Source organism: Terrabacter sp. Soil810 (assembly GCF_001429645.1).
Classification (GTDB): domain Bacteria; phylum Actinomycetota; class Actinomycetes; order Actinomycetales; family Dermatophilaceae; genus Terrabacter.
In genome coordinates, this window is sequence record NZ_LMSW01000011.1 from 1677246 (window position 1) to 1695212 (window position 17967).

Consider the following 17967-nt stretch of genomic DNA (forward strand, 5'->3'; position numbering starts at 1 on the left):
ACCCGCGGCTCGACCTCCTCACCGGGCGAGAAGCTGGCCCCCCACCCCGGGCGTCCAGGGGTGGGGGCCGCTCGTACTGGAGGGCGGCGCTAGGGACTAGTGACTCCGCGTGCGCGCCGTATCACCGGGGCCAGAGTGTCTCATCGAGGCTGGGGAGGGTGCCTCGGTCCAGGTTGTCGGTGTCCTTGGCGGTCAGGTGTCCGGGAGCGAACCCGCTCATCGGGCCGGAGACCGGCAGGTTCAGCCTCGTGGACCGCAGGTCGAGCGTGTACATCCCTGGGCTGGTGTCGACGGCGATGACGCCGTTACTGGCCCCGCTGACGATCAGCCCGAGCTGGTGTCCGGCCGGGACGACGACGTCGTTGGCGGCCAGCTCGACGGTGACGTCGTGTTGGCCCGGGCCGTCGAGGCGTGCCCAGCCACGGGCGAGAACCTGCAGCTGGGTGCTCTGAAGGCGTCGGGTGACGTCCTTGTAGCAGGCATCGTCCGCAGTAGTGGCCGCGCCCCAGCAGGTCTCCGTTCCGAGGGTGAGGGCGCCGTCACCGGTCGCACTGACCCGGTCCATCGCGCCGTAGTCGACGAGCATGACCGACACCTGGCCGGCCTGGGCGCCATGGGTCACACCGAGGTCGACCGTCGGCGTGCCGGAGATCCGGACGTCCTGGGTCGTCGTGCCGGTGAGGAGCTGCACCCGGTTCGGGTTTGCGCCGAGCGCGACCGCGTTCGCCTCGGTCAGGCGGGAGTTGTTGACGTAGCCAGCGGTACCGCGTTCCGGAGTTCCGAGCGCCAACGTGCCGTCTGCTCGAGGGCTGAGCGACATGGTGCGCGCGGACTGGGTCGGCCACGTCTTGGAGGTCTCCCACTGGTTCGGGGCGGTCTCGACGCGGACGGCCGGCTCACGGTCGATGCCGTTGTCGATGCCCATGAGCTCGTGGTCGAACCACCGGTTGAGGGTGGTGACCCACTCCTGGCGGTCGTGGTCGAACGGGTCGACGTGACCGAGGCGGCTGAGCCACATCTTGCGCGCGACGCCCTGCTTGCCCAGGTCGTCCCACCACTTGGAGGCGTTCATCGTCTTGACGTTGTTGTCCTGGAGACCGTGGACGATGAAGACGCTCGCCTTGACCTTGGAGGCGTCGTAGAGGCTGCCGGCGCGGTAGTCGCGCTCGGCCCAGAAGTCCGTGTGGGCGCCCGTTGCGTCGGCGTCGTTGGCATCCATGTAGTTCAGCCGCGACGAGCAGTCGGTCGGGATGGTGCGGCGCTGGGCGATGGTGCGTGACAGGCTGCTGGCGTAGTGGCGCGACTTCACCGCGCCCTGCCAGCGGTTGTAGTCGTACCAGGAGCTGATGGCGCTGATCGGCACGATCGTCTTGAGCCCGTCAACGCCGGTAGCGGCCACGCCGTTGGCGAGCGTCCCGTCGTAGGACTTGCCGATCATCCCGGTGCTGCCGTTGCTCCAGGTCGCCTGGACGATTGCGCCAGTCGAGTCGTGGGCGCTGCCCTTGCCGTTGAGCCACTCGACGACGGCCTTGGCTGACTCGACGTCGGAGCGGCCGCCCTCGTCGGTGCACCCGGTCGAGCGAGCCGTGCCGGCCATGTCGACGGCGACGAACGCGTAGCCGCGGGGGACGAAGTAGTTGTCGTAGTAGAGCGGGAACTTCGTCGGGCTGCCGTCTGGCGCGTACTCCTTGTACTCGGTCTCGTTGCCGCGGCCGAGGCTTAGGTAGTAGGGGCTGGCGTCCATGATGACCGGCACCCGTGCGGTGCCGTCGAGCTCGCGCGGCCGGATGATGTCGGTGGCGATCCGCTCCGCCTTGCCGTCGCCGTCCAGGTCGGGCGTGTCGACCCAGACGGTCTCGCGGATGGCATTCGTGTAGTCGTACCTCGGCGAGGTCATCCCGCCGACCAGCGTGACGGGCGGATTGTCGATGGCGCTTGTCGGTGCGGCGTGGGCCTCCCCCAGTGTCCCGATGGCCAGCGGTGCGGCCACGGCGAGCGAGCTGGCGAGGGCAAGGATCCTGGTTTTCATGTGAGTCCTTCCTGCCCCCGGAACCGGCGATGTCCCTTTGGGGTGAGGGGCTTTCACAAAGTAGCGACGAAATGCCCTGAAATGGAGGGTGTTGCGACCCGGATGTAACGCTGTCCGCTTGTCTGTCTGGCTGTCCTCCAACGGTCCCGAGGATGCCCTGCACGAGTACTCCGGTATGGATCCCCCATGGAATTCACCTCGCGCGATGACCAAACGCGACCACGACCGCACAGTTCGCGAGCAGACACCAAGATCAACCGCTGCCGAGGCCACTCGACCGTCGGACCTTCCGGCGGGGCGGGGACGGCACATCCTGCACGGCCATCGCCTGGCCCGGCGTCTCGACATACCGACTCAGCCACCTTGCGCCCGGTCGGCCGGGACAGCAGCGCACCGGTCGCGCCGAACGAGCCCGGCGTCCGTCGTCAGTCGCGGGCGATGTAGTCGCTGCACCTAGAGTGCGTCGTCCCACCCGCGGAGACGACTGGCTACTCGGTCTCGGGAGAGCGCTCGAAGGAGCGCTCGAGTGAGGCCAGGGTGTGTGACCGCTCCCGCGTCACGAGCCGCGCGACCACCGGCTTGAACACGCGAGCCAGGCCATACAGCTCCGCCTCCGCGGTGTGCTGGACGACCGTGGAGTCACCCTCGACCACGAGCACGTAGCTCGGACGTGCCTGAGTGAGCGGGCGGCCGAACATGCTGAACGTCTCGCTGAACGCGAGGCGCGTCGACGGCACGTGCTCGGTCACCTCCCCGACGAAGCGGCCCATCCGCGTACGGTCCACGTACGTCGTGCCGGACCGCACCGGCAGCGCGGACGTCAGCTCGGTGTCGCCGAACACACCGTCACGGTGCATCCACTGCCGATAGCCGGGCAGATCGGCCAGCCGCTCGAACACCTCGCTCGCCGACCGACGGATCACCGTCCGCGCCTCGAACCGAAGCACGCTCCCAGCCATGAGGCCTCCTCGATCCCTGCGGCGACCATCCCAAGCCTAGGCAGGTCGGGGGTGATCCGCACACATCATCATCAAAGGGCGCCGGCCGAGGCGACTCGGCCATATCTTCTCTGGCGACACGGGCCTGCCCGGTGCGGGGCATGTCCGCCCAACGCTTCCTGGCCGCTCGGAGTCGCTCCCTCGCTCGCCGGCCCTCTCCCATACTCAGTCCTGGAGGGACCTGACGGCTGCCTCGTTGGCCGCCTTTACGGCTTGGGTCGCCATTGGACCGGGGCTGCCCGAAATCATGCTGATCGGCGAGACGCTCACACTCAATCCGCCGCTCGAAGGGGTCCACCCTTCGTGATGCGGTCGCTCGCCGGAGTTGAGGCGTATCGCCACCGACCGGATACCGGCACCGATAGCCTCAGGCGTTCGGACCGGGGGCCGGAACTCACAACTGACAGAGGTGGATTGATGCACAAGATCCAAGGCTTCAGAACGCGTACCGCGGTGGTCCTCTCGGCATTCGGCGTGATCGCGGCTGGCGGGCTGACCGCGCCGCAGGCCCTCGCGGCTCCCAGTGCAGCGGCGAGCCCTGCGAAGGCGTCCCAGTTGGGCAAGCATGATCGCGAGCTGCTCGCCACGGCTCGCGCCAAGGGCTCCCCGACGGTGACACTGCTCATCGCCGCTGTCCCCGGGCAGAACAACGCCGTGACCTCCGCCCTGAAGTCCCTCGGCGCGGTCATCAGCAAGGCTGACAGCGACATCAGCTACATCCGCGCCGTCGTGCCGATCGACAAGGCCCAGACGGCAGCCGACCTTGCCGGCATCGTGGCCGCAGACCTCGACGAGGTCATCCCGCTGGACGACCCGACGCCGCAAGGCTCGCAACCACCCGCCGCACAGACCCCGCCCGGCCCGAGCACCCCTCGGAACAACGCCTACATGCCCATCGGCGACACGGGCGCCGCGCAGTTCACCGCAGCCCACCCCGCCTGGGACGGCCGGGGCACGACCATCGGCATCGTGGACTCCGGCATCGACCTGGACCACCCGGCACTGGCCACAACGACCACCGGGGAACGGAAGATCACCGACTGGGTCACCGCCACCGACCCGTTCACCGACGACGACCCGACGTGGCTGAAGATGTCCACCCAGGTCAGCGGGCCGAGCTTCGCCGTCAACGGCGCAGCCTACGTCGCGCCAGCCGGCAGCTACCGCTTCGCGGTCTTCAACGAGGGCGACCCGCGGCTGGGCGGTGAGGTCGGCAGCGACGTCAACCGCGACGGCGACAGCACCGACAAGTTCGCGGTCCTCTGGGACCCGGCCGCCGGCACCGTCCGGGTCGACACCGACCAGGACAACAACCTGACCAACGACCAGGTCCTGACCGACTACGCGAAGAAGTTCGACGTCGGCCACTTCGGCGCCGACAACCCGGCCACCGCCGAGCACGAGTCGATGCCCTTCGTCGTGCAGACCGACGGCAAGAACAAGGTCGTCAACATCGGCATCGTCTCGGGTGAGCACGGCACCCACGTCGCCGGCATCACGGCAGCGAACCAGATGTTCGGAGGCGCCATGTCAGGCGCCGCCCCCGGAGCCAAGCTGAAGTCCGTGCGGGTCTGCATGTTCATCACCGGGTGCACCTCGCACGCCCTGATCGAGGGCATGACGTTCATCGCCAAGCAGGGCAACGTCGACGTCATCAACATGTCGATCGGTGGCCTACCGGCGCTCAACGACGGCAACAACACCCGAGCCGTCCTCTACAACCGGTTGATCGACCAGTACAACGTCCAGATGTTCATCTCCGCCGGCAACAACGGGTCGGGGCTCAACACCATCGGTGACCCCGCCGTCGCCTCCAAGGTGCTCGCGGTCGGCTCCTACATCAGCAAGGAGACGTGGCAGAAGAACTACGGCTCCGACTCCGCCTATGCCGACAACCTGCACGGCTTCTCCTCACGCGGCCCCCGCGAGGACGGCGGCTTCAAGCCCGAGATCGTCGCGCCGGGCGCCGCGATCTCCACCACCCCGATGTGGGAGACCTCCTCCCCGGTGCCGGGCACCTACGACCTCCCCGCCGGATACTCGATGCTGCAGGGCACCTCGATGGCGTCCCCGCAGGCCGCCGGAGCTGGGGCGCTGCTCGTCAGCGCCGCCAAGCAGTCCGGACTGCAGAGCAAGCCAAGTCAGATTCGTGAGGCCCTGACCTCCTCCGCCCGCTACCTCGACCCCGCCCGCTTCGGCGCGTACGAGCAGGGCAACGGCCTGATCAACGTCGGCGCGGCCTGGGACCTGCTCAAGACCAACCTCAAGCCCGTCGACATCAGCTCCTCCGTCGCGGTCCACACGATCCTGTCCGACTTCCTCGCCACCCCCGGGCGAGGCGAAGGCATCTTCGACCGTGAAGGAGTCGCAGTCGGCGACAGCTACACCCGCACCTACACCTTCACCCGGACCTCCGGCGGCGGCGGCAGCCGGACCTACAACCTGGCCTGGACCGGCAACGACGGCACGTTCGCGTCACCCGCCTTCGTGGCGCTACCGCTGAACGCGCCGACCACTCTGACGGTGACGGTCCACCCGACCGCGGCGGGTGCGCACTCGGCCATCCTCAACCTCGACGACCCGTCCACGTCCGGCATCGAGAAGCAGACCCTCAACACCGTCGTCGCGGCAGAGGCCTTCACCGCTGCCAACAACTACAGCGTGACGCACCGGGGCATGATCGGCCGCAACCAGGTGACCAGCTACTTCTACAACGTCCCGGCGAACACGCCCGCATTCAAGGTCGACCTCGAAGGCGGGGGCAGCGCTCCCGGCGCGGGGCAGATCCGGTTCCTGCGGTTCCACCCGTACGGCGTCGCCATTGACGACAACTCCTCGCTCAGCTGCTACAACCCCACTTCGGGGGGTTGTGCGGGGTCGCCGACCAGCCGCACCACCAGCAACCCACAAGCCGGCGTGTGGGAGGTCACCGTCGAGGCCCGTCGGACCTCCGACGTCGACAGCGCCCCGTACACGCTGACCGCGTCGGTTCTCGGGGCCACGGTTTCACCCAACCCCGACACCATCGCGTCCGCAACCCTCGGAGTCCCGGTCGCGCGCAGCTACACCCTGACGAACGGCTTCGGCGCCTTCACCGGCCGGGCCGTCGGAACCAACCTCGGCAGCGCGCAAAGGCTGACTCCGACCATCGCGAATGGAACGAGCCAGCAGCGCCAGGTTGCTGTCACGGCCGGATCGACATCGCTGCGGGCGACCATCGGTTCCAGTAGCGACACCGGAGCCGACCTCGACCTCTTCGTCTACAACTGCACCAGCGGCTCGTGCGTGCTCGCCGGGCAGTCAGCCGACGGAGACAGCGAGGAGTCGGTGACCATCGCCAACCCAGCGGCCGGGACCTGGGTGACTCTCGTCGACGGCTACGCCGTGCCGTCCGGGTCGACGACGTTCAACTATGTCGACGTCTTCACGAACCCAGCGTTCGGCTCCGTCGCCGTCACTGACGCGAACGCCCTTCGGCCGGCTGGGTCAGCGTGGACCGTACCCGGCAGCGTCACCGCCAACGCGGCCCCAGCCGCCGGCCGGCTCCTGCTCGGCAACGTCCAGGTGCGCACCGACAGCAACATTCTGGTCGGCAGCGGCGATGTCGTCGTTCAGGCGGTTACCCCCTAGCGTCCAACTCGGCCGCTGCACCAACAGCGAAGGGCCTCGCCGGAGCAATCTGGCGAGGCCCTTCGTGCTCGCGTTTGGCGTCTTGCCGAGAACTGACGACAACGCAAGCTTGCCGCGATCAGCTCGCCCAAGAGGGGAGTGCACCTGCGTCACACCACCGCAAAGACGCGCCGAAGAGTCCGCGAGAGGCCGTGTGGGCTTTACGCGGAAGCGCCGGTCGGGTCCGGCTACCAGCTCGGTGGGATCCCTGACGGCGAGGACCCCGCGACATGCACGGGCTGCAACTTCGCGTCACGCACCAGTCCTCTGAAGTCCAGGCGCTGAAAGCCCGGCACATACGAGGCCCGCCCTATCGGGTGACTGAGGAGGCGGCGACGTGACGTCACCGCAGGTCAGAGGCGGGCCGGTACTCAGGTCCGCCCTCAGGCCGGGTACCGTCGATCCGTGCTTCGACTCTGGCTGACGCGGCGCTGGCTGCTCTGGACCCTCGTCGCGGTCCTCTTCGGGGTCGCCTGTTTCTATCTCGGCCTGTGGCAGTGGCACCGGCACGTCGAGCAGCGGACCAAGGTCGATGCGATCGCGCGCAACTACGGCGCGACGCCCGTCGCCTTCGCTCCCGCTCTCGTCGGGTCCCCGATCCCGCCTGAGCGGCAGTGGACGCGCGTCACGCTGACGGGCACGTATGCCGCCGACACCGACCTGCTCGTCCGCAACCGCACGCTCGACTCCACGGTGGGGTTCGAGGTGCTGACACCGATGCAGACAGGGGACCTGACGCTGCTGGTCGACCGCGGCTGGGTGGCCAACGCTGCCGATGCCGAGACCAGCCCACCCGTCGACCCGCCGCCGTCGGGTCCCGTGCAGGTGACCGGGTGGCTGCGCACCGGGGAGGTCAGCCTCGGGCGCGACCTGCCGCGGCCCCAGATGGCGAGCATCAACGTCGCCGACGCGAGGACCCAGGTGCCGTCGCTGGGCGAGGTCGACGCCTACCTCGTCCTCGGCGCGCAGCAGCCGACGGCTGTCGCCGGGCACCACCCGCTGCGCCTGCTGCCGCGGCCCGAGGAGGACCTCGGCCCGCACCAGGCCTACGCCTACCAGTGGTGGCTCTTCATGCCCGGAGGCCTCGTCTTCATCTGCTTCGCGATCAGGCGCGAGGCTGCCGTCCGTCGGGCCGAGACGGCCGGCCCGGACGCTCCCCCCGCGAAACCGAAGAAGGTGCGGATCTGGGACGAGGAGGACGCCTGAGCGTGGGGCTCCACGGCTCCGGTCGGCGCGGGTGAGAAGGTCTGACAAGGTCGACGTCCCCACCCCACGAAGGAGCCCAGCATGGACATGCGCCTGGAACTCGTCCCCCTCCCGACGACCGATGTCGACGCCAGCCTGGCGTTCTACGCCGAGGGCATGGGTTTCGTCCTCGACCACGACGTCGAGCCGGGCAACGGCATGCGCGTGGTGCAGCTGACCCCGCCGGGGTCGAGCTGCTCGATCGTGATCGGCGTCGGGATGAGCGCTCCCGACGCGCCCCGGGTGCAGAACCTCCATCTCGTCGTCGACGACATCGATGAGGCGCGGGAGATGCTGGCCCGCAACGGGGTCGAGGTGTCCGACGTCCAGGACATGGGCGGCGTCAAGTACGCCCACCTGAGCGACCCGGACGGCAACACCTGGGCGCTCCAGCAGCTCTCGCGCTGACCTCGCCCCGGCGTCGCCCCTTCAGACGGGGCCCTCGCACTCGTGGAGCACGTCGACCCGCCGGAAGCCGAACCGCTCGTTGGTGTGCTGCATCGGCACGTTGCCCTGCTCGGTGTGGGTCTGCAGCCAGCGCCGTCCCTCCACCGGTCCTCCCAGTGCGCCGAGCTGCTCGAGGTTGGCCGCCTTGAGCAGCGCGCCGAGACCACGGCCGCGGTGCTCGCGGCCGACGAGCGTGTCGTCCTGCAGCACGAAGTCCGGGTCGTGCGCCGACACGAACATCTCGGTGTAGCCGGCGCCGTCACCCGCCTCCGTCAGCGCGACGCTGCGGACCTTGGTCCAGCCCTGCTGGGCCATCTGCTCGTCCGAGAGCCGGATGCGGTCGACGTCGACGACCGACGCCGTGCGGGTCAGCTCACCCCGCGGCACGTCCTGGTTCATCTGCGTGCGCATGCGCGCCCACTCCGCGGCCAGGTCGTCCGGGCACGGCCCGGTGAACGACAGGACGCGGTAGCCGTCCGGCGCCGGCACGCCGGCGACGATCCGGTCGAGACGCGCCGGGTCGAAGGGCAGGTCGACGAGCATCCGGTCCTCGGCACTGACGCTGCCCATCCCCTGCCGCCCGGCGAAGGCTCCCCCGCACCAGCTCTCGAACGCGACGCAGTCGGGCACGGTCACCTCCGTCTGCAGGATGCTCCGGCCGTGCTCGCGTGCGATCGCCCGCACCTCGGTCATGAGCAACGCCCCGGCGCCGCGTCGGCGATGGCCGGGCAGCACGCCGAGAACCACCGACATCGTCTCGGTGTCGTCGACGAGGGGCAGTGACAGCTCTGCGCCGCCGACGAGGTCGTCGCCGTCGAACGCCGCGACGATCCGGTATGCCGTCCGGCCGGCCGGACGCGCGAGATACGTCCGGGTCGCCTCCCACGACTCCCACCACGCGGGCTCGCGGTCGGCGAGGTGGGCCTCCCGGACGGCGTCGTACCAGTCGCGGAGGGCGGGGTCGTCGGTGCCGAGCTCTCGGGTCGTGAGCATCGGCTCATCCGACCCGATGTGGCGCGAGGGGGCAAGCCGGTTTTCAGCGCGCCGGACCGTCAGACGTGGTCGAGGGCGTCGCTCTCGAGCACACCGACCTCACGGCCGGACCGTCCCGGTCGCTCGACGGTCTGGTCGTCGAACTGCGTCGCGTGGAGGTCGGCATAGAGCCCGCCGGCCGCCAGGAGCTCGGAGTGCCGGCCGGTCTGGACGACGCGGCCGTGGTCGAGCACGACGATGAGGTCGGCCTGGCGGATCGTGGAGAGCCGGTGCGCGATGACGATCGACGTGCGGCCCTCGAGCGCTGCGTCGAGGGCGCGCTGCACGGCGACCTCGGACTCGGAGTCGAGGTGAGCCGTCGCCTCGTCGAGCACGACGACGTCGGGGGCCTTGAGGAGCAGCCTCGCGATGGCGAGACGCTGCTTCTCACCGCCGCTCAGGCGGTGCCCGCGGTCGCCGACGACGGTGTCGAGGCCCTCGGGCAGCTCGGCGACGAGGTCGCTGATCTGGGCGGCCCGGAGCGCCGCATGGATCTCGGCGTCGGTCGCGTCCGGCCGGGCGTACAGGAGGTTGGCGCGGATCGTGTCGTGGAAGAGGTGCGCCTCCTGCGTGACGACACCGACGCGGTCGCGCAGCGACGTCATCGTGACGTCCCGCAGGTCGAGGCCACCGATGCGCACGACGCCCTCGCTGGGGTCGTAGAGCCGCGAGACGAGCGAGGTCAGGGTCGTCTTGCCGGCGCCCGAGGGGCCGACGAGGGCGACGAGGTGCCCGGCGGGGGCGCCGACCGTGACGTCGTGGAGCACGACACCGCTCCCGCGGCGGTCTCCGGACGCGACGGACTCGAGCGACGCGAGCGACACCTCGTCGGCGGACGGGTAGCGGAACGCCACGTGCTCGAGCTCGACGCCCAGCGGCCCGTCGGGCAGGTCGACGGCACCAGCGCGCTCCTTGACGAGCGGCTCGAGGTCGAGCACCTCGAAGACGCGCTCGAAGGAGATGAGCGCCGTCATGATGTCGACCCGGACGTTGGACAGCGACGTGAGCGGGCCGTAGAGGCGGGCGAGAAGCGCGGCGAGGGCCAGGAGCGTGCCGACGGAGAGCGTGCCGTTGACGGCCATGACGCCTCCGAAGCCGTAGATCATCGCCGTCGCGAGCGCCGCGACGAGGGTGAGGGCGGCCATGAAGATCGTGCGGTTGAGCGCGATCTGGATGCCGATGTCGCGGACCCGGCCGGCGCGCTCGGCGTACTCGGCCTCCTCACGCGCGGGCTTGCCGAAGAGCTTGACGAGCAGGGCGCCGGCGACGTTGAAGCGCTCGGTCATCCGCGTGCCCATGTCGGCGTTGAGCGTCATCTGGCGATGTGCGAGGCTCGCGAGCCGCTTGCCCATGAGCTTGGCCGGGATGAGGAAGAGCGGGACGAGCAGCAGCGAGCCCAGCGTCAGCTGCCACGACAGGGCGAGCATCGCCGCGATGACGAGCACGACCGACACGATGTTGGACACGACGTTGGACAGCACGGACGTGAACGCCTGCTGCGCGCCGACGACGTCGTTGTTGAGCCGGGAGACCAGTGAGCCCGTCTGCGCGCGGGTGAAGAAGGCGATCGGCTGGCGCAGCACGTGTGCGAAGACCTGGGTGCGGAGGTCGTTGATCAGACCCTCGCCGATGCGGGAGGAGTACCACCGCGAGATGACCGTCAGCACGGCGTCGGCGATGGCGATCACCGCGACGACGAGCGAGAGCCGGACGACGACGGACGAGTCCTTGGGGATGACTCCGTCGTCGACGAGACTCTTGATCAGGAGCGGCACCGTGACGACGAGCACCGAGTCGACGACGACGACCCCGAGGAACGCGATGATCGCCCTGCGATACGGCGTCGCATACGTCAGGACGCGGCGACGGGTGCCCGGCGAGAGGCTCCGGTCGGCCACCGACGAGTCGCGCGACATCGATCGCATCGCCATCCACGGCTGCATGCCCACGGCACAGACCTCCTTCAGTCCCTTGATCCAACCCCGCGGGACCGACAGCGATTCCCCCGGCCCCGGACGGAACCCCGGGGCGGCCGGGGCCGGGGGCGCCGGCTCAGGCGCCGAAGCCGCCGAGCATGGCCTGGAGCAGCCCGGTCTGGGCCTCGCGCTCACGGGCGAGCTGGCTCTCCCGGTCGCCGTCCATCGCGCCGCGGAGCAGCGGCTTGAGCGCCCGCAGGGCAGGTGCCGGCGCCGCCAGCAGCGCCTCCACGAGGGAGCCGGTCGCCTCGTCGAGGTCGGCGGCGGGCGCGAGCGAGCCGACGAGGCCGATGCTGTGCGCCTCGGGCGCCGAGACCTTGCGGCCCGTCGCGCAGATCTCGAGGGCGCGGGCATAGCCGACGAGGTGGACGAGCGGCCCGGTGCCGCCGAGGTCGGGCACGAGCCCGAGGCTCGTCTCGCGCATGGCGAACCACGCGTCGAGCGCCGCGACCCGCAGGTCGGCGGCGAGCGCGAGCTGGAAGCCGGCGCCGATGGCGTAGCCGTGCACGTGGGCGACGACGACGGCCGGGCACTCGGCCCAGGCGGTGAAGCCCTCCTGGTACGCCGCGATCCCGCGCTGGACGGCCTCGGGTCCGCCGACGGCGAGCTGGGCCACGCTCTCCTCGCCGGGCACGCCCTCGGGCGTGAACATGGCCGTGTCGATGCCGGCGGAGAAGGCGTCACCGGCGCCGCGGAGGACGACGACGCGTACGTCCTCGGGCGCCGACCGCGCCTCGTCGGCGAGCGCGGCCCAGAGGGAGGGCGTCTGCGCGTTGCGCTTCTCCGGATGGTCGAGCGTGAGGGTGCGGACGGGCCCGTCGGTCTCGACCCTGAGGTGCGGATGCGTCATGGACGCAGGCTACCCGCGGGTCACCGGGTCGGGACCCGGGCTCAGGCCGCCGCGGTGCGCACGGCCGGGGTCGGCAGGACGACCCGCAGGATGCCCCAGCCCGTGACGGACGCCGGCTGGACCAGCTCGACCCGGAAGACGCGCGCACAGTCCAGGCACGACCACGCAGCGGTGGGGTCGGGGAACGGCGTCACGTCATCGCCCGAGCAGAACGGGCAGGTGAGGTGGTGGTCGGTGGGCATGACACACAGTGTCCCGAGCGACCCACCCAGATACAATAACCGTCCATTATGTGAGCCCAACTGTTTGCTTATGTATGCCGTCCCGTGCCGTCACTGCCCCAGGGCGCCGACCGCTCGCGCCACGACGAGCAGCGACGTGAGTAGGGCGGCCGTCGCCTCGAGGCCCATGAGCGCCTTGGCCCGACCCGACAGGGGCATCGTGTCGGTGGGGCTGAAGGCGCTCGAGTTGGTGAGCGAGACGTACAGGTAGTCGATGAACTCCGGTCGCCAGTTGCTCCGCTCGCTCGACGTCGCGGCCACCTCGGTGATCGCGTCCTGGTTCTCGTCCTGGGAGAAGCGCCAGTCGGCGGGCGCCAGGCGGTTGCGGACCACCGTGTGGCGCGCGACGGGACCACCGCGGTCGATCTCCCAGAAGAGCAGGCCGAAGCCGATGACGTTGGTCAGCCACACCTGCATGCCGGCGAGCAGCAACGGCATCCCGCCGGGCTCGGACGAGGTGAGGGTCCGCACGAGCATCCCGAGGGCGACGAGGTTGGTCGCGATCACCACGCACGCCAGCGCGATGGACGCGCCGCGCGACCACCGCGTCTGACGGACCATCCGTCGCGGGTTGGTGGCGAGCAGCGCGCCCAGCAGCACCATCTCGACGACCGGGATGGCCAGCCGGGGCCCGACGAGCAGGCTCTCGGGGAGCACGGCATACGCCAGCGCCGCCACGACGACCGCGAGCGCCGGCCACAGCCGGTTCTCGCCGGCGCTCGACCGCGGCTCACGACGCCGTCGCCGCCACGCGCTCGATGTCATGGCGCCAACGTAGCCAGTGGGGCGCCGTCATGGGCGCCGACGGGCTCAGGCCAGTGAGATGAGGTCGAGGTAGTCCGGTCCCCAGAGGTCCTCGACGCCGTCGGGCAGCAGCAGGATGCGCTCGGGCTCGAGCGCCTCGACGGCACCCTCGTCGTGGGTGACGAGCACGACCGCACCTTCGAAGGTCGACAGGGCCCCGAGGATCTCGGCGCGCGAGGCCGGGTCGAGGTTGTTCGTGGGCTCGTCGAGGAGCAGCACGTTGGCCGCCGAGACGACGAGAAGGGCGAGGGAGAGCCGCGTCTTCTCCCCACCCGAGAGCACGCCGGCGGGCTTGTGCACGTCGTCGCCCGAGAAGAGGAAGGAGCCGAGCACCTTGCGGACCTCGGTCTCGCCGAGCTCGGGCGCGGCCGACTTCATGTTCTCGAGGACCGTGCGACCGACGTCGAGGTTCTCGTGCTCCTGGGCGTAGTAGCCGAGGCGCAGCCCGTGACCGGGCTCGACCTCGCCGGTGTCGGGGGTGTCGACGCCGGCGAGCATCCGCAGCAGGGTCGTCTTGCCGGCACCGTTGAGGCCGAGCACGACGACCTTGCTGCCCCGGTCGATGGCGAGGTCGACGTCGGTGAAGACCTCGAGCGAGCCGTACGAGCGGGAGAGCCCGGACGCGCGCAGGGGCGTCTTGCCGCAGGCGGCCGGCTTGGGGAACCGGAGCTTGGCCACCTTGTCCTGGACCCGCTCGCCCTCGACGCCGGCGAGAAGGCGCTCGGCGCGCTTGGCCATGTTCTGGGCAGCTGTCGCCTTGGTGGCCTTGGCGCGCATCTTGTCGGCCTGCGCCATGAGCGCGCCGGCCTTCTTCGTCGCGTTGGCGAGCTCGCGCCTGCGGCGCTTCTCGTCCGTCTCGCGTGCCTGGAGGTAGGTCTTCCAGCTGACGTTGTAGACGTCGAGGGCCGAGCGGTTCGCGTCGAGGTGGTAGACCTTGTTGACGACGGCATCGAGCATCTCGGCGTCGTGGCTGATGATGATGAGCCCGCCCTTGTAGGCGCGGAGATACTCCCTCAGCCAGATGATCGAGTCGGCGTCGAGGTGGTTGGTCGGCTCGTCGAGGAGCAGGGTCTCGTTGCCGGAGAAGAGGATCCGCGACAGCTCGACGCGGCGACGCTGTCCACCCGAGAGGGTTCCGAGCGGTTGGCCGAGGATGCGCTCCTCGAGGTTGAGGGCGCTGGCGATGGACGCAGCCTCCGACTCGGCGGCATACCCGCCCTGGGCCTCGAACTCCACCTCGAGCCGGGTGTAGGCGCGCATCGCCTTGTCGCGGACCAGCTCGTCGTCACTGCCCATCCGGGCCTCGGCCTCGGATCGCTGGCGCACGATGGCGTCCAACCCGCGGGCGGAGAGGATGCGGTCGCGGGCGAGCATCTCTAGGTCGCCGGTGCGGGGGTCCTGAGGCAGGTAGCCGACGGCGCCCGTGCGGGTCACCGTGCCCGCGGCCGGCTGGCCCTCCCCGGCGAGCACCTTGGTCAGGGTCGTCTTGCCGGCACCGTTGCGTCCGACGAGGCCGATGCGGTCGCCCGCGTCGATCCTGAAGCTGGCGTCCTCGACGAGCAGGCGCGCCCCAGCGCGCAGCTCGATCCCGGTGGCGACGATCACGGCATTCCTCCTATCGGTGCCGCACTACGTCAGCGGCCGGACAACCCCTCCAGTCTAGGAGCCGCGAGGGGGTGCTCTCGACGCGATATCCGCGCGGCGGCCTCATGGCAGGCCGCGCACCCGCACGTCCGGGAGGCGTGCATGGTGCCGACGTTGCGCTGCGTGCCCGGCTCCCAGAGGGGCTCGGGAATGCCGCCGGGCGAGCTCGCCGTCGGCAGCAGCGTCGGCAGGCGGTCGGGGTCGCTCGTCCCGGCGCGGCAGCACCGGCACGGTGTGTAGCCCGGGTTGCCGCCCTCGTGCCACGCCTGCTGGTGCGCGCACCCGAGGCACAGGTGCACGAGGACGCTCACCGACGCAGACCCTCGGGTGCGACGGGCATGAGGACGGAGAATCCCGCGCCGTCGCCCCGGATGGCGAGCGGACGACGCGGGCCGTAGAGCTCGAGCGTCGGGCGGGGGCCTGCGACCGAGAGCGCCTCATGGAGGAACTCGGGATCGACGACGACGTCGGCGGGGCCATCGGCGGCCCCACCGTCCGTCGCGGCCAGGCGGACCGAGCCGTCACGGACGACGAGACCGACCGACTCCTGCTCGACCGGCAGGGTCTCCTGCAGGCCCCGCGCGTCGACGACACCCGGACCCGCCTCGGTGACCACGATGCTCCGGTAGTCCGGAAACGAGCCCGGGAGCGCCGCCGTCGCGGCCCGCTCACCGCCGATGACGGCGCCCACCTGCCCCGGTCGCACCTCGAGCACCACCTCGGAGTCCGGATCGACGACAGCGCACGCCTCGGCGACCCGGTCGGCCCATGTCGCCGGGACCACCGCGCCCACCGGGCCGTCCGGCACCGCCGCGGGTGGCCCGACGACGAGAGCCCATCCGACGGCGAGGCGGTAGCGGTCGGTGGCGACGCAGCGCACCTCGGCGCCGCACACCTCGAGCAGGACGCCGGTCAGCACACGCAGGTCCACCCCGTCGGGGGCGCCGGCGAGCGGCTCCCCCGGCGCGACGGCGAACCGGACCGACGCCAGGGCCGCGGCGAGGTCGGTGGCGCGAACCGCGACCCGGCAGACCTCCGCCCCGGTGATGTCGCGCCCGGCCAGGAGGGCCAGGGTGCGCACGATCTCGCGCCGGGCGTCCGCCAGCCCGTCGACGAGCCGCTGCTCGTGCGCCCGGACCACGTCAGCGGCCGCTCCGACCGCACCCTGTGCGTCCTCGTCGAGGACGAGCCCCACCTCGGCCAGCGGCATGCCGACGCGACGCAGCGACGCGAGCAGACGTGCCGCGCGGACCTGCACCACGGCATACCGCCGATAGCCCGTCAGGGCGTCGACGTCGGCGGGGACGAGCACACCCTCACGGTCGTAGAAGCGCAGGGCGCTCGCCGTGAGGCCGCTCTCTCGAGCCACCTCGCCGATCGTCAGCAGGCGCGCGGGGTCGTCGATCGGGGTCGGGACGGGCATGCCTGCAAGACTGACCCCTCGACCGGGTCGAAGGTCAAGCGGTCAGTGGACCGGGTCGGCGACGGCGTCCGCGGCCCGTCGTCGATCCGTCACCGTCGTGGCCCACACGACGACCGCCCCGACGAGGGAGAGACCGGCGGTCACCCAGGCGGCGACGTTCCAACCGGCCACGAGCCCGGAGGCCCCGGAGCCGGGGACCGCGTGCGCCGCGACGACCACAGCGACGAGCGTGACGCCGACGGACGAACCGAGGTAGCGGGCCGTGTTGTTCGCGCCGCTGCCCATCCCGCCCCGACCCGGCGGCACGCTGGCGACGGCCTCACGCCCGAGGGCGGCGTTGAGGACGCCGCTGCCGACCCCGGCGACGACGAGGCCGGGCAGGAACCGGGCCCACGACGACCCGGGCGTGATGCCGGACAGCGCCAGCTGGCCTGCTGCGACGACGACGAGCCCACCGGCCAGCTGCGCCCTGCCCGACCACCCGGCCGGAAGCCGCCGGGCCACCAGGGCGAACACGACGCTCGTCCCGGACCACGAGAGGAAGAGGACGGCAGAGGTCGTCGGGGGCAGACCGAGAGCCAGGGCCAGAAAGCCGGGGAGGAACGAAAGCAGGCCGATGGCGCCCGCACCGGTCGCGAGCGCAGCAGCACTCGCGGCGACGAACCGACCGTCACGGAAAAGGGACAGGTCGACCATCGGGAAGGACGTGCGCCGCTCGGTGACGACGAACGCGGCAGCCGAGACCGCGCCCACACCGAGCAGGACGAGGACCTCCGGCCGACCCCACCCGCTGCGGCCCTCCACGAGCGCTGCGAGGAAGCCCGTGGTCGCCACGGCGAGCAGGGTCGCGCCGAGCGCGTCGAGCGGTCGACGTTCGTGCGACCGGGTCTCGTCCAGCCGACGACGAGCGACGGCGGCCAGCACGAGCGCCGCCACCGCGAGGACGACGTAGGTGTCGCGCCACGACGCCCAGCGCTCGAACGCGCTCGCGACGATCGGGCCGAGGGCGATGCCACCTCCGACGCTCGCCCCCCACACCCCGCTCGCGGCCGCCCGGGCCGGACCGGGCTCGAACCAGTGGGCGACGAGGCCGAGGCTCGCCGCGATGACCGCTGCAGCGCCGATGCCCTGCCCGACCCGGGCGAGGACGAACACGAGCGTGCCTCCGGCAAGGGCGGCGACGAGGCTCGACGCGGCGAGGACGACCAGGCCGCCCACGAGGACGCGACGGCGACCGCGGTCGTCCGCCAGGGTCCCTGCCGTCAGCAGTGCCGCCCCGAGCCCGATGCCCATCGAGCTGAGGATCCACGTGCGCCCGGCGACGTCCGACCCGAGCGCCGCGGTGACCGAGCCGACCGTGGCCAGAGGCGCCGTGAAGGCGACGAGGGCCAGGACCGTGCCCACCGCGGCCACGGTGAGCGCCCGGCGGGCCTGCTCGCCGGCTCGGGGCGTGATGGCGTGGGGCGCGGTCGCCCCGCGCGTCGTCGTCCGGGGTGCAGCCTGCCGGGTGCGGGTCATGACGTCCTCCGTGGTCTCGGTTGGTCTGGTGAACAGACCAGGGCGTACATT

At 71.0% G+C, this 17967-nt stretch carries 14 protein-coding genes; 3 read left to right on the top strand and 11 right to left on the bottom strand.

Annotated elements, in window-relative coordinates; all coding sequences use genetic code 11:
• Positions 1 to 121 precede the first annotated feature (121 nt).
• Together ASG96_RS13700 and ASG96_RS13705 are read right to left on the bottom strand one after the other, a co-directional pair.
• Positions 122 to 2029 carry a CocE/NonD family hydrolase gene (locus tag ASG96_RS13700; RefSeq protein ID WP_057588209.1) on the bottom strand — a complete coding sequence of 636 codons (1908 nt, stop codon included), beginning with the start codon at positions 2027 to 2029 and terminating at the stop codon, positions 122 to 124.
• A gap of 488 nt (positions 2030 to 2517) precedes the next feature.
• A complete protein-coding gene (locus ASG96_RS13705; protein WP_057588210.1) occupies positions 2518 to 2988 on the bottom strand; it encodes an SRPBCC family protein in 471 nt (156 codons plus the stop codon).
• 594 nt (positions 2989 to 3582) lie between these two features.
• On the opposite strand from ASG96_RS13705, the gene ASG96_RS13710 reads away from it, so the two are divergent.
• The 3 genes from ASG96_RS13710 to ASG96_RS13720 all read left to right on the top strand — a co-directional run bounded on the left by ASG96_RS13710 (position 3583) and on the right by ASG96_RS13720 (position 8349).
• Positions 3583 to 6657, top strand: a complete 3075-nt coding sequence (locus ASG96_RS13710) for a S8 family serine peptidase (protein WP_235509154.1) — start codon at positions 3583 to 3585, stop codon at positions 6655 to 6657.
• Positions 6658 to 7101: 444 nt separating this feature from the next.
• Positions 7102 to 7902 carry an SURF1 family protein gene (locus ASG96_RS13715; protein ID WP_057588212.1) on the top strand — a complete coding sequence of 267 codons (801 nt, stop codon included), beginning with the start codon at positions 7102 to 7104 and terminating at the stop codon, positions 7900 to 7902.
• Between the two features lie 81 nt (positions 7903 to 7983).
• Entirely contained in the window at positions 7984 to 8349 is a 366-nt protein-coding gene (locus ASG96_RS13720; RefSeq protein ID WP_057588213.1) for a VOC family protein, read from the top strand.
• A 21-nt stretch (positions 8350 to 8370) separates the two neighbouring features.
• Here the strand turns inward: ASG96_RS13720 and ASG96_RS13725 are convergent, their stop codons facing one another.
• From ASG96_RS13725 to ASG96_RS13765, 9 genes are all read right to left on the bottom strand, one after another.
• Positions 8371 to 9381 carry a GNAT family N-acetyltransferase gene (locus tag ASG96_RS13725; protein WP_057588214.1) on the bottom strand — a complete coding sequence of 337 codons (1011 nt, stop codon included), beginning with the start codon at positions 9379 to 9381 and terminating at the stop codon, positions 8371 to 8373.
• A 59-nt stretch (positions 9382 to 9440) separates the two neighbouring features.
• Positions 9441 to 11363, bottom strand: coding sequence for an ABC transporter ATP-binding protein (locus ASG96_RS13730; RefSeq protein ID WP_056757693.1), 1923 nt, complete (start codon positions 11361 to 11363; stop codon positions 9441 to 9443).
• A 109-nt stretch (positions 11364 to 11472) separates the two neighbouring features.
• Positions 11473 to 12246 (bottom strand): enoyl-CoA hydratase/isomerase family protein, encoded by a 774-nt coding sequence (locus tag ASG96_RS13735; RefSeq protein ID WP_057588215.1) that lies wholly within the window; start codon positions 12244 to 12246, stop codon positions 11473 to 11475.
• A gap of 41 nt (positions 12247 to 12287) precedes the next feature.
• On the bottom strand, positions 12288 to 12488 hold the full coding sequence (locus ASG96_RS13740) for a hypothetical protein (protein WP_056757043.1): 201 nt from the start codon (positions 12486 to 12488) through the stop codon (positions 12288 to 12290).
• Positions 12489 to 12578: 90 nt separating this feature from the next.
• Positions 12579 to 13292, bottom strand: coding sequence for a hypothetical protein (locus tag ASG96_RS13745; protein WP_057588216.1), 714 nt, complete (start codon positions 13290 to 13292; stop codon positions 12579 to 12581).
• Positions 13293 to 13337: 45 nt separating this feature from the next.
• The gene (locus ASG96_RS13750; RefSeq protein ID WP_057588217.1) at positions 13338 to 14936 is read right to left on the bottom strand and encodes an ABC-F family ATP-binding cassette domain-containing protein; all 1599 of its coding nucleotides are present in this window, start codon (positions 14934 to 14936) and stop codon (positions 13338 to 13340) included.
• A 29-nt stretch (positions 14937 to 14965) separates the two neighbouring features.
• Positions 14966 to 15286 (bottom strand): hypothetical protein, encoded by a 321-nt coding sequence (locus ASG96_RS13755; protein ID WP_056757054.1) that lies wholly within the window; start codon positions 15284 to 15286, stop codon positions 14966 to 14968.
• Complete coding sequence (locus ASG96_RS13760; RefSeq protein WP_057588218.1) at positions 15283 to 16398, bottom strand: MerR family transcriptional regulator; 1116 nt, start codon at positions 16396 to 16398, stop codon at positions 15283 to 15285. Before ASG96_RS13760 ends, ASG96_RS13755 begins: the two co-directional genes overlap by 4 nt.
• Before the next feature lie 42 nt (positions 16399 to 16440).
• Complete coding sequence (locus ASG96_RS13765; protein WP_057588219.1) at positions 16441 to 17916, bottom strand: MFS transporter; 1476 nt, start codon at positions 17914 to 17916, stop codon at positions 16441 to 16443.
• Between the last annotated feature and the right edge of the window lie 51 nt (positions 17917 to 17967).

Excerpts from the sequence above, each read along its gene's own strand:
- ASG96_RS13700 (WP_057588209.1), bottom strand. The coding sequence starts at position 2,029 with ATGAAAACCAGGATCCTTGCCCTCGCCAGCTCGCTCGCCGTGGCCGCA.
- ASG96_RS13705 (WP_057588210.1), bottom strand. The coding sequence starts at position 2,988 with ATGGCTGGGAGCGTGCTTCGGTTCGAGGCGCGGACGGTGATCCGTCGG.
- ASG96_RS13720 (WP_057588213.1), top strand. The coding sequence starts at position 7,984 with ATGGACATGCGCCTGGAACTCGTCCCCCTCCCGACGACCGATGTCGAC.
- ASG96_RS13725 (WP_057588214.1), bottom strand. The coding sequence starts at position 9,381 with ATGCTCACGACCCGAGAGCTCGGCACCGACGACCCCGCCCTCCGCGAC.
- ASG96_RS13730 (WP_056757693.1), bottom strand. The coding sequence starts at position 11,363 with ATGCAGCCGTGGATGGCGATGCGATCGATGTCGCGCGACTCGTCGGTG.
- ASG96_RS13735 (WP_057588215.1), bottom strand. The coding sequence starts at position 12,246 with ATGACGCATCCGCACCTCAGGGTCGAGACCGACGGGCCCGTCCGCACC.
- ASG96_RS13740 (WP_056757043.1), bottom strand. The coding sequence starts at position 12,488 with ATGCCCACCGACCACCACCTCACCTGCCCGTTCTGCTCGGGCGATGAC.
- ASG96_RS13745 (WP_057588216.1), bottom strand. The coding sequence starts at position 13,292 with ATGACATCGAGCGCGTGGCGGCGACGGCGTCGTGAGCCGCGGTCGAGC.
- ASG96_RS13760 (WP_057588218.1), bottom strand. The coding sequence starts at position 16,398 with ATGCCCGTCCCGACCCCGATCGACGACCCCGCGCGCCTGCTGACGATC.
- ASG96_RS13765 (WP_057588219.1), bottom strand. The coding sequence starts at position 17,916 with ATGACCCGCACCCGGCAGGCTGCACCCCGGACGACGACGCGCGGGGCG.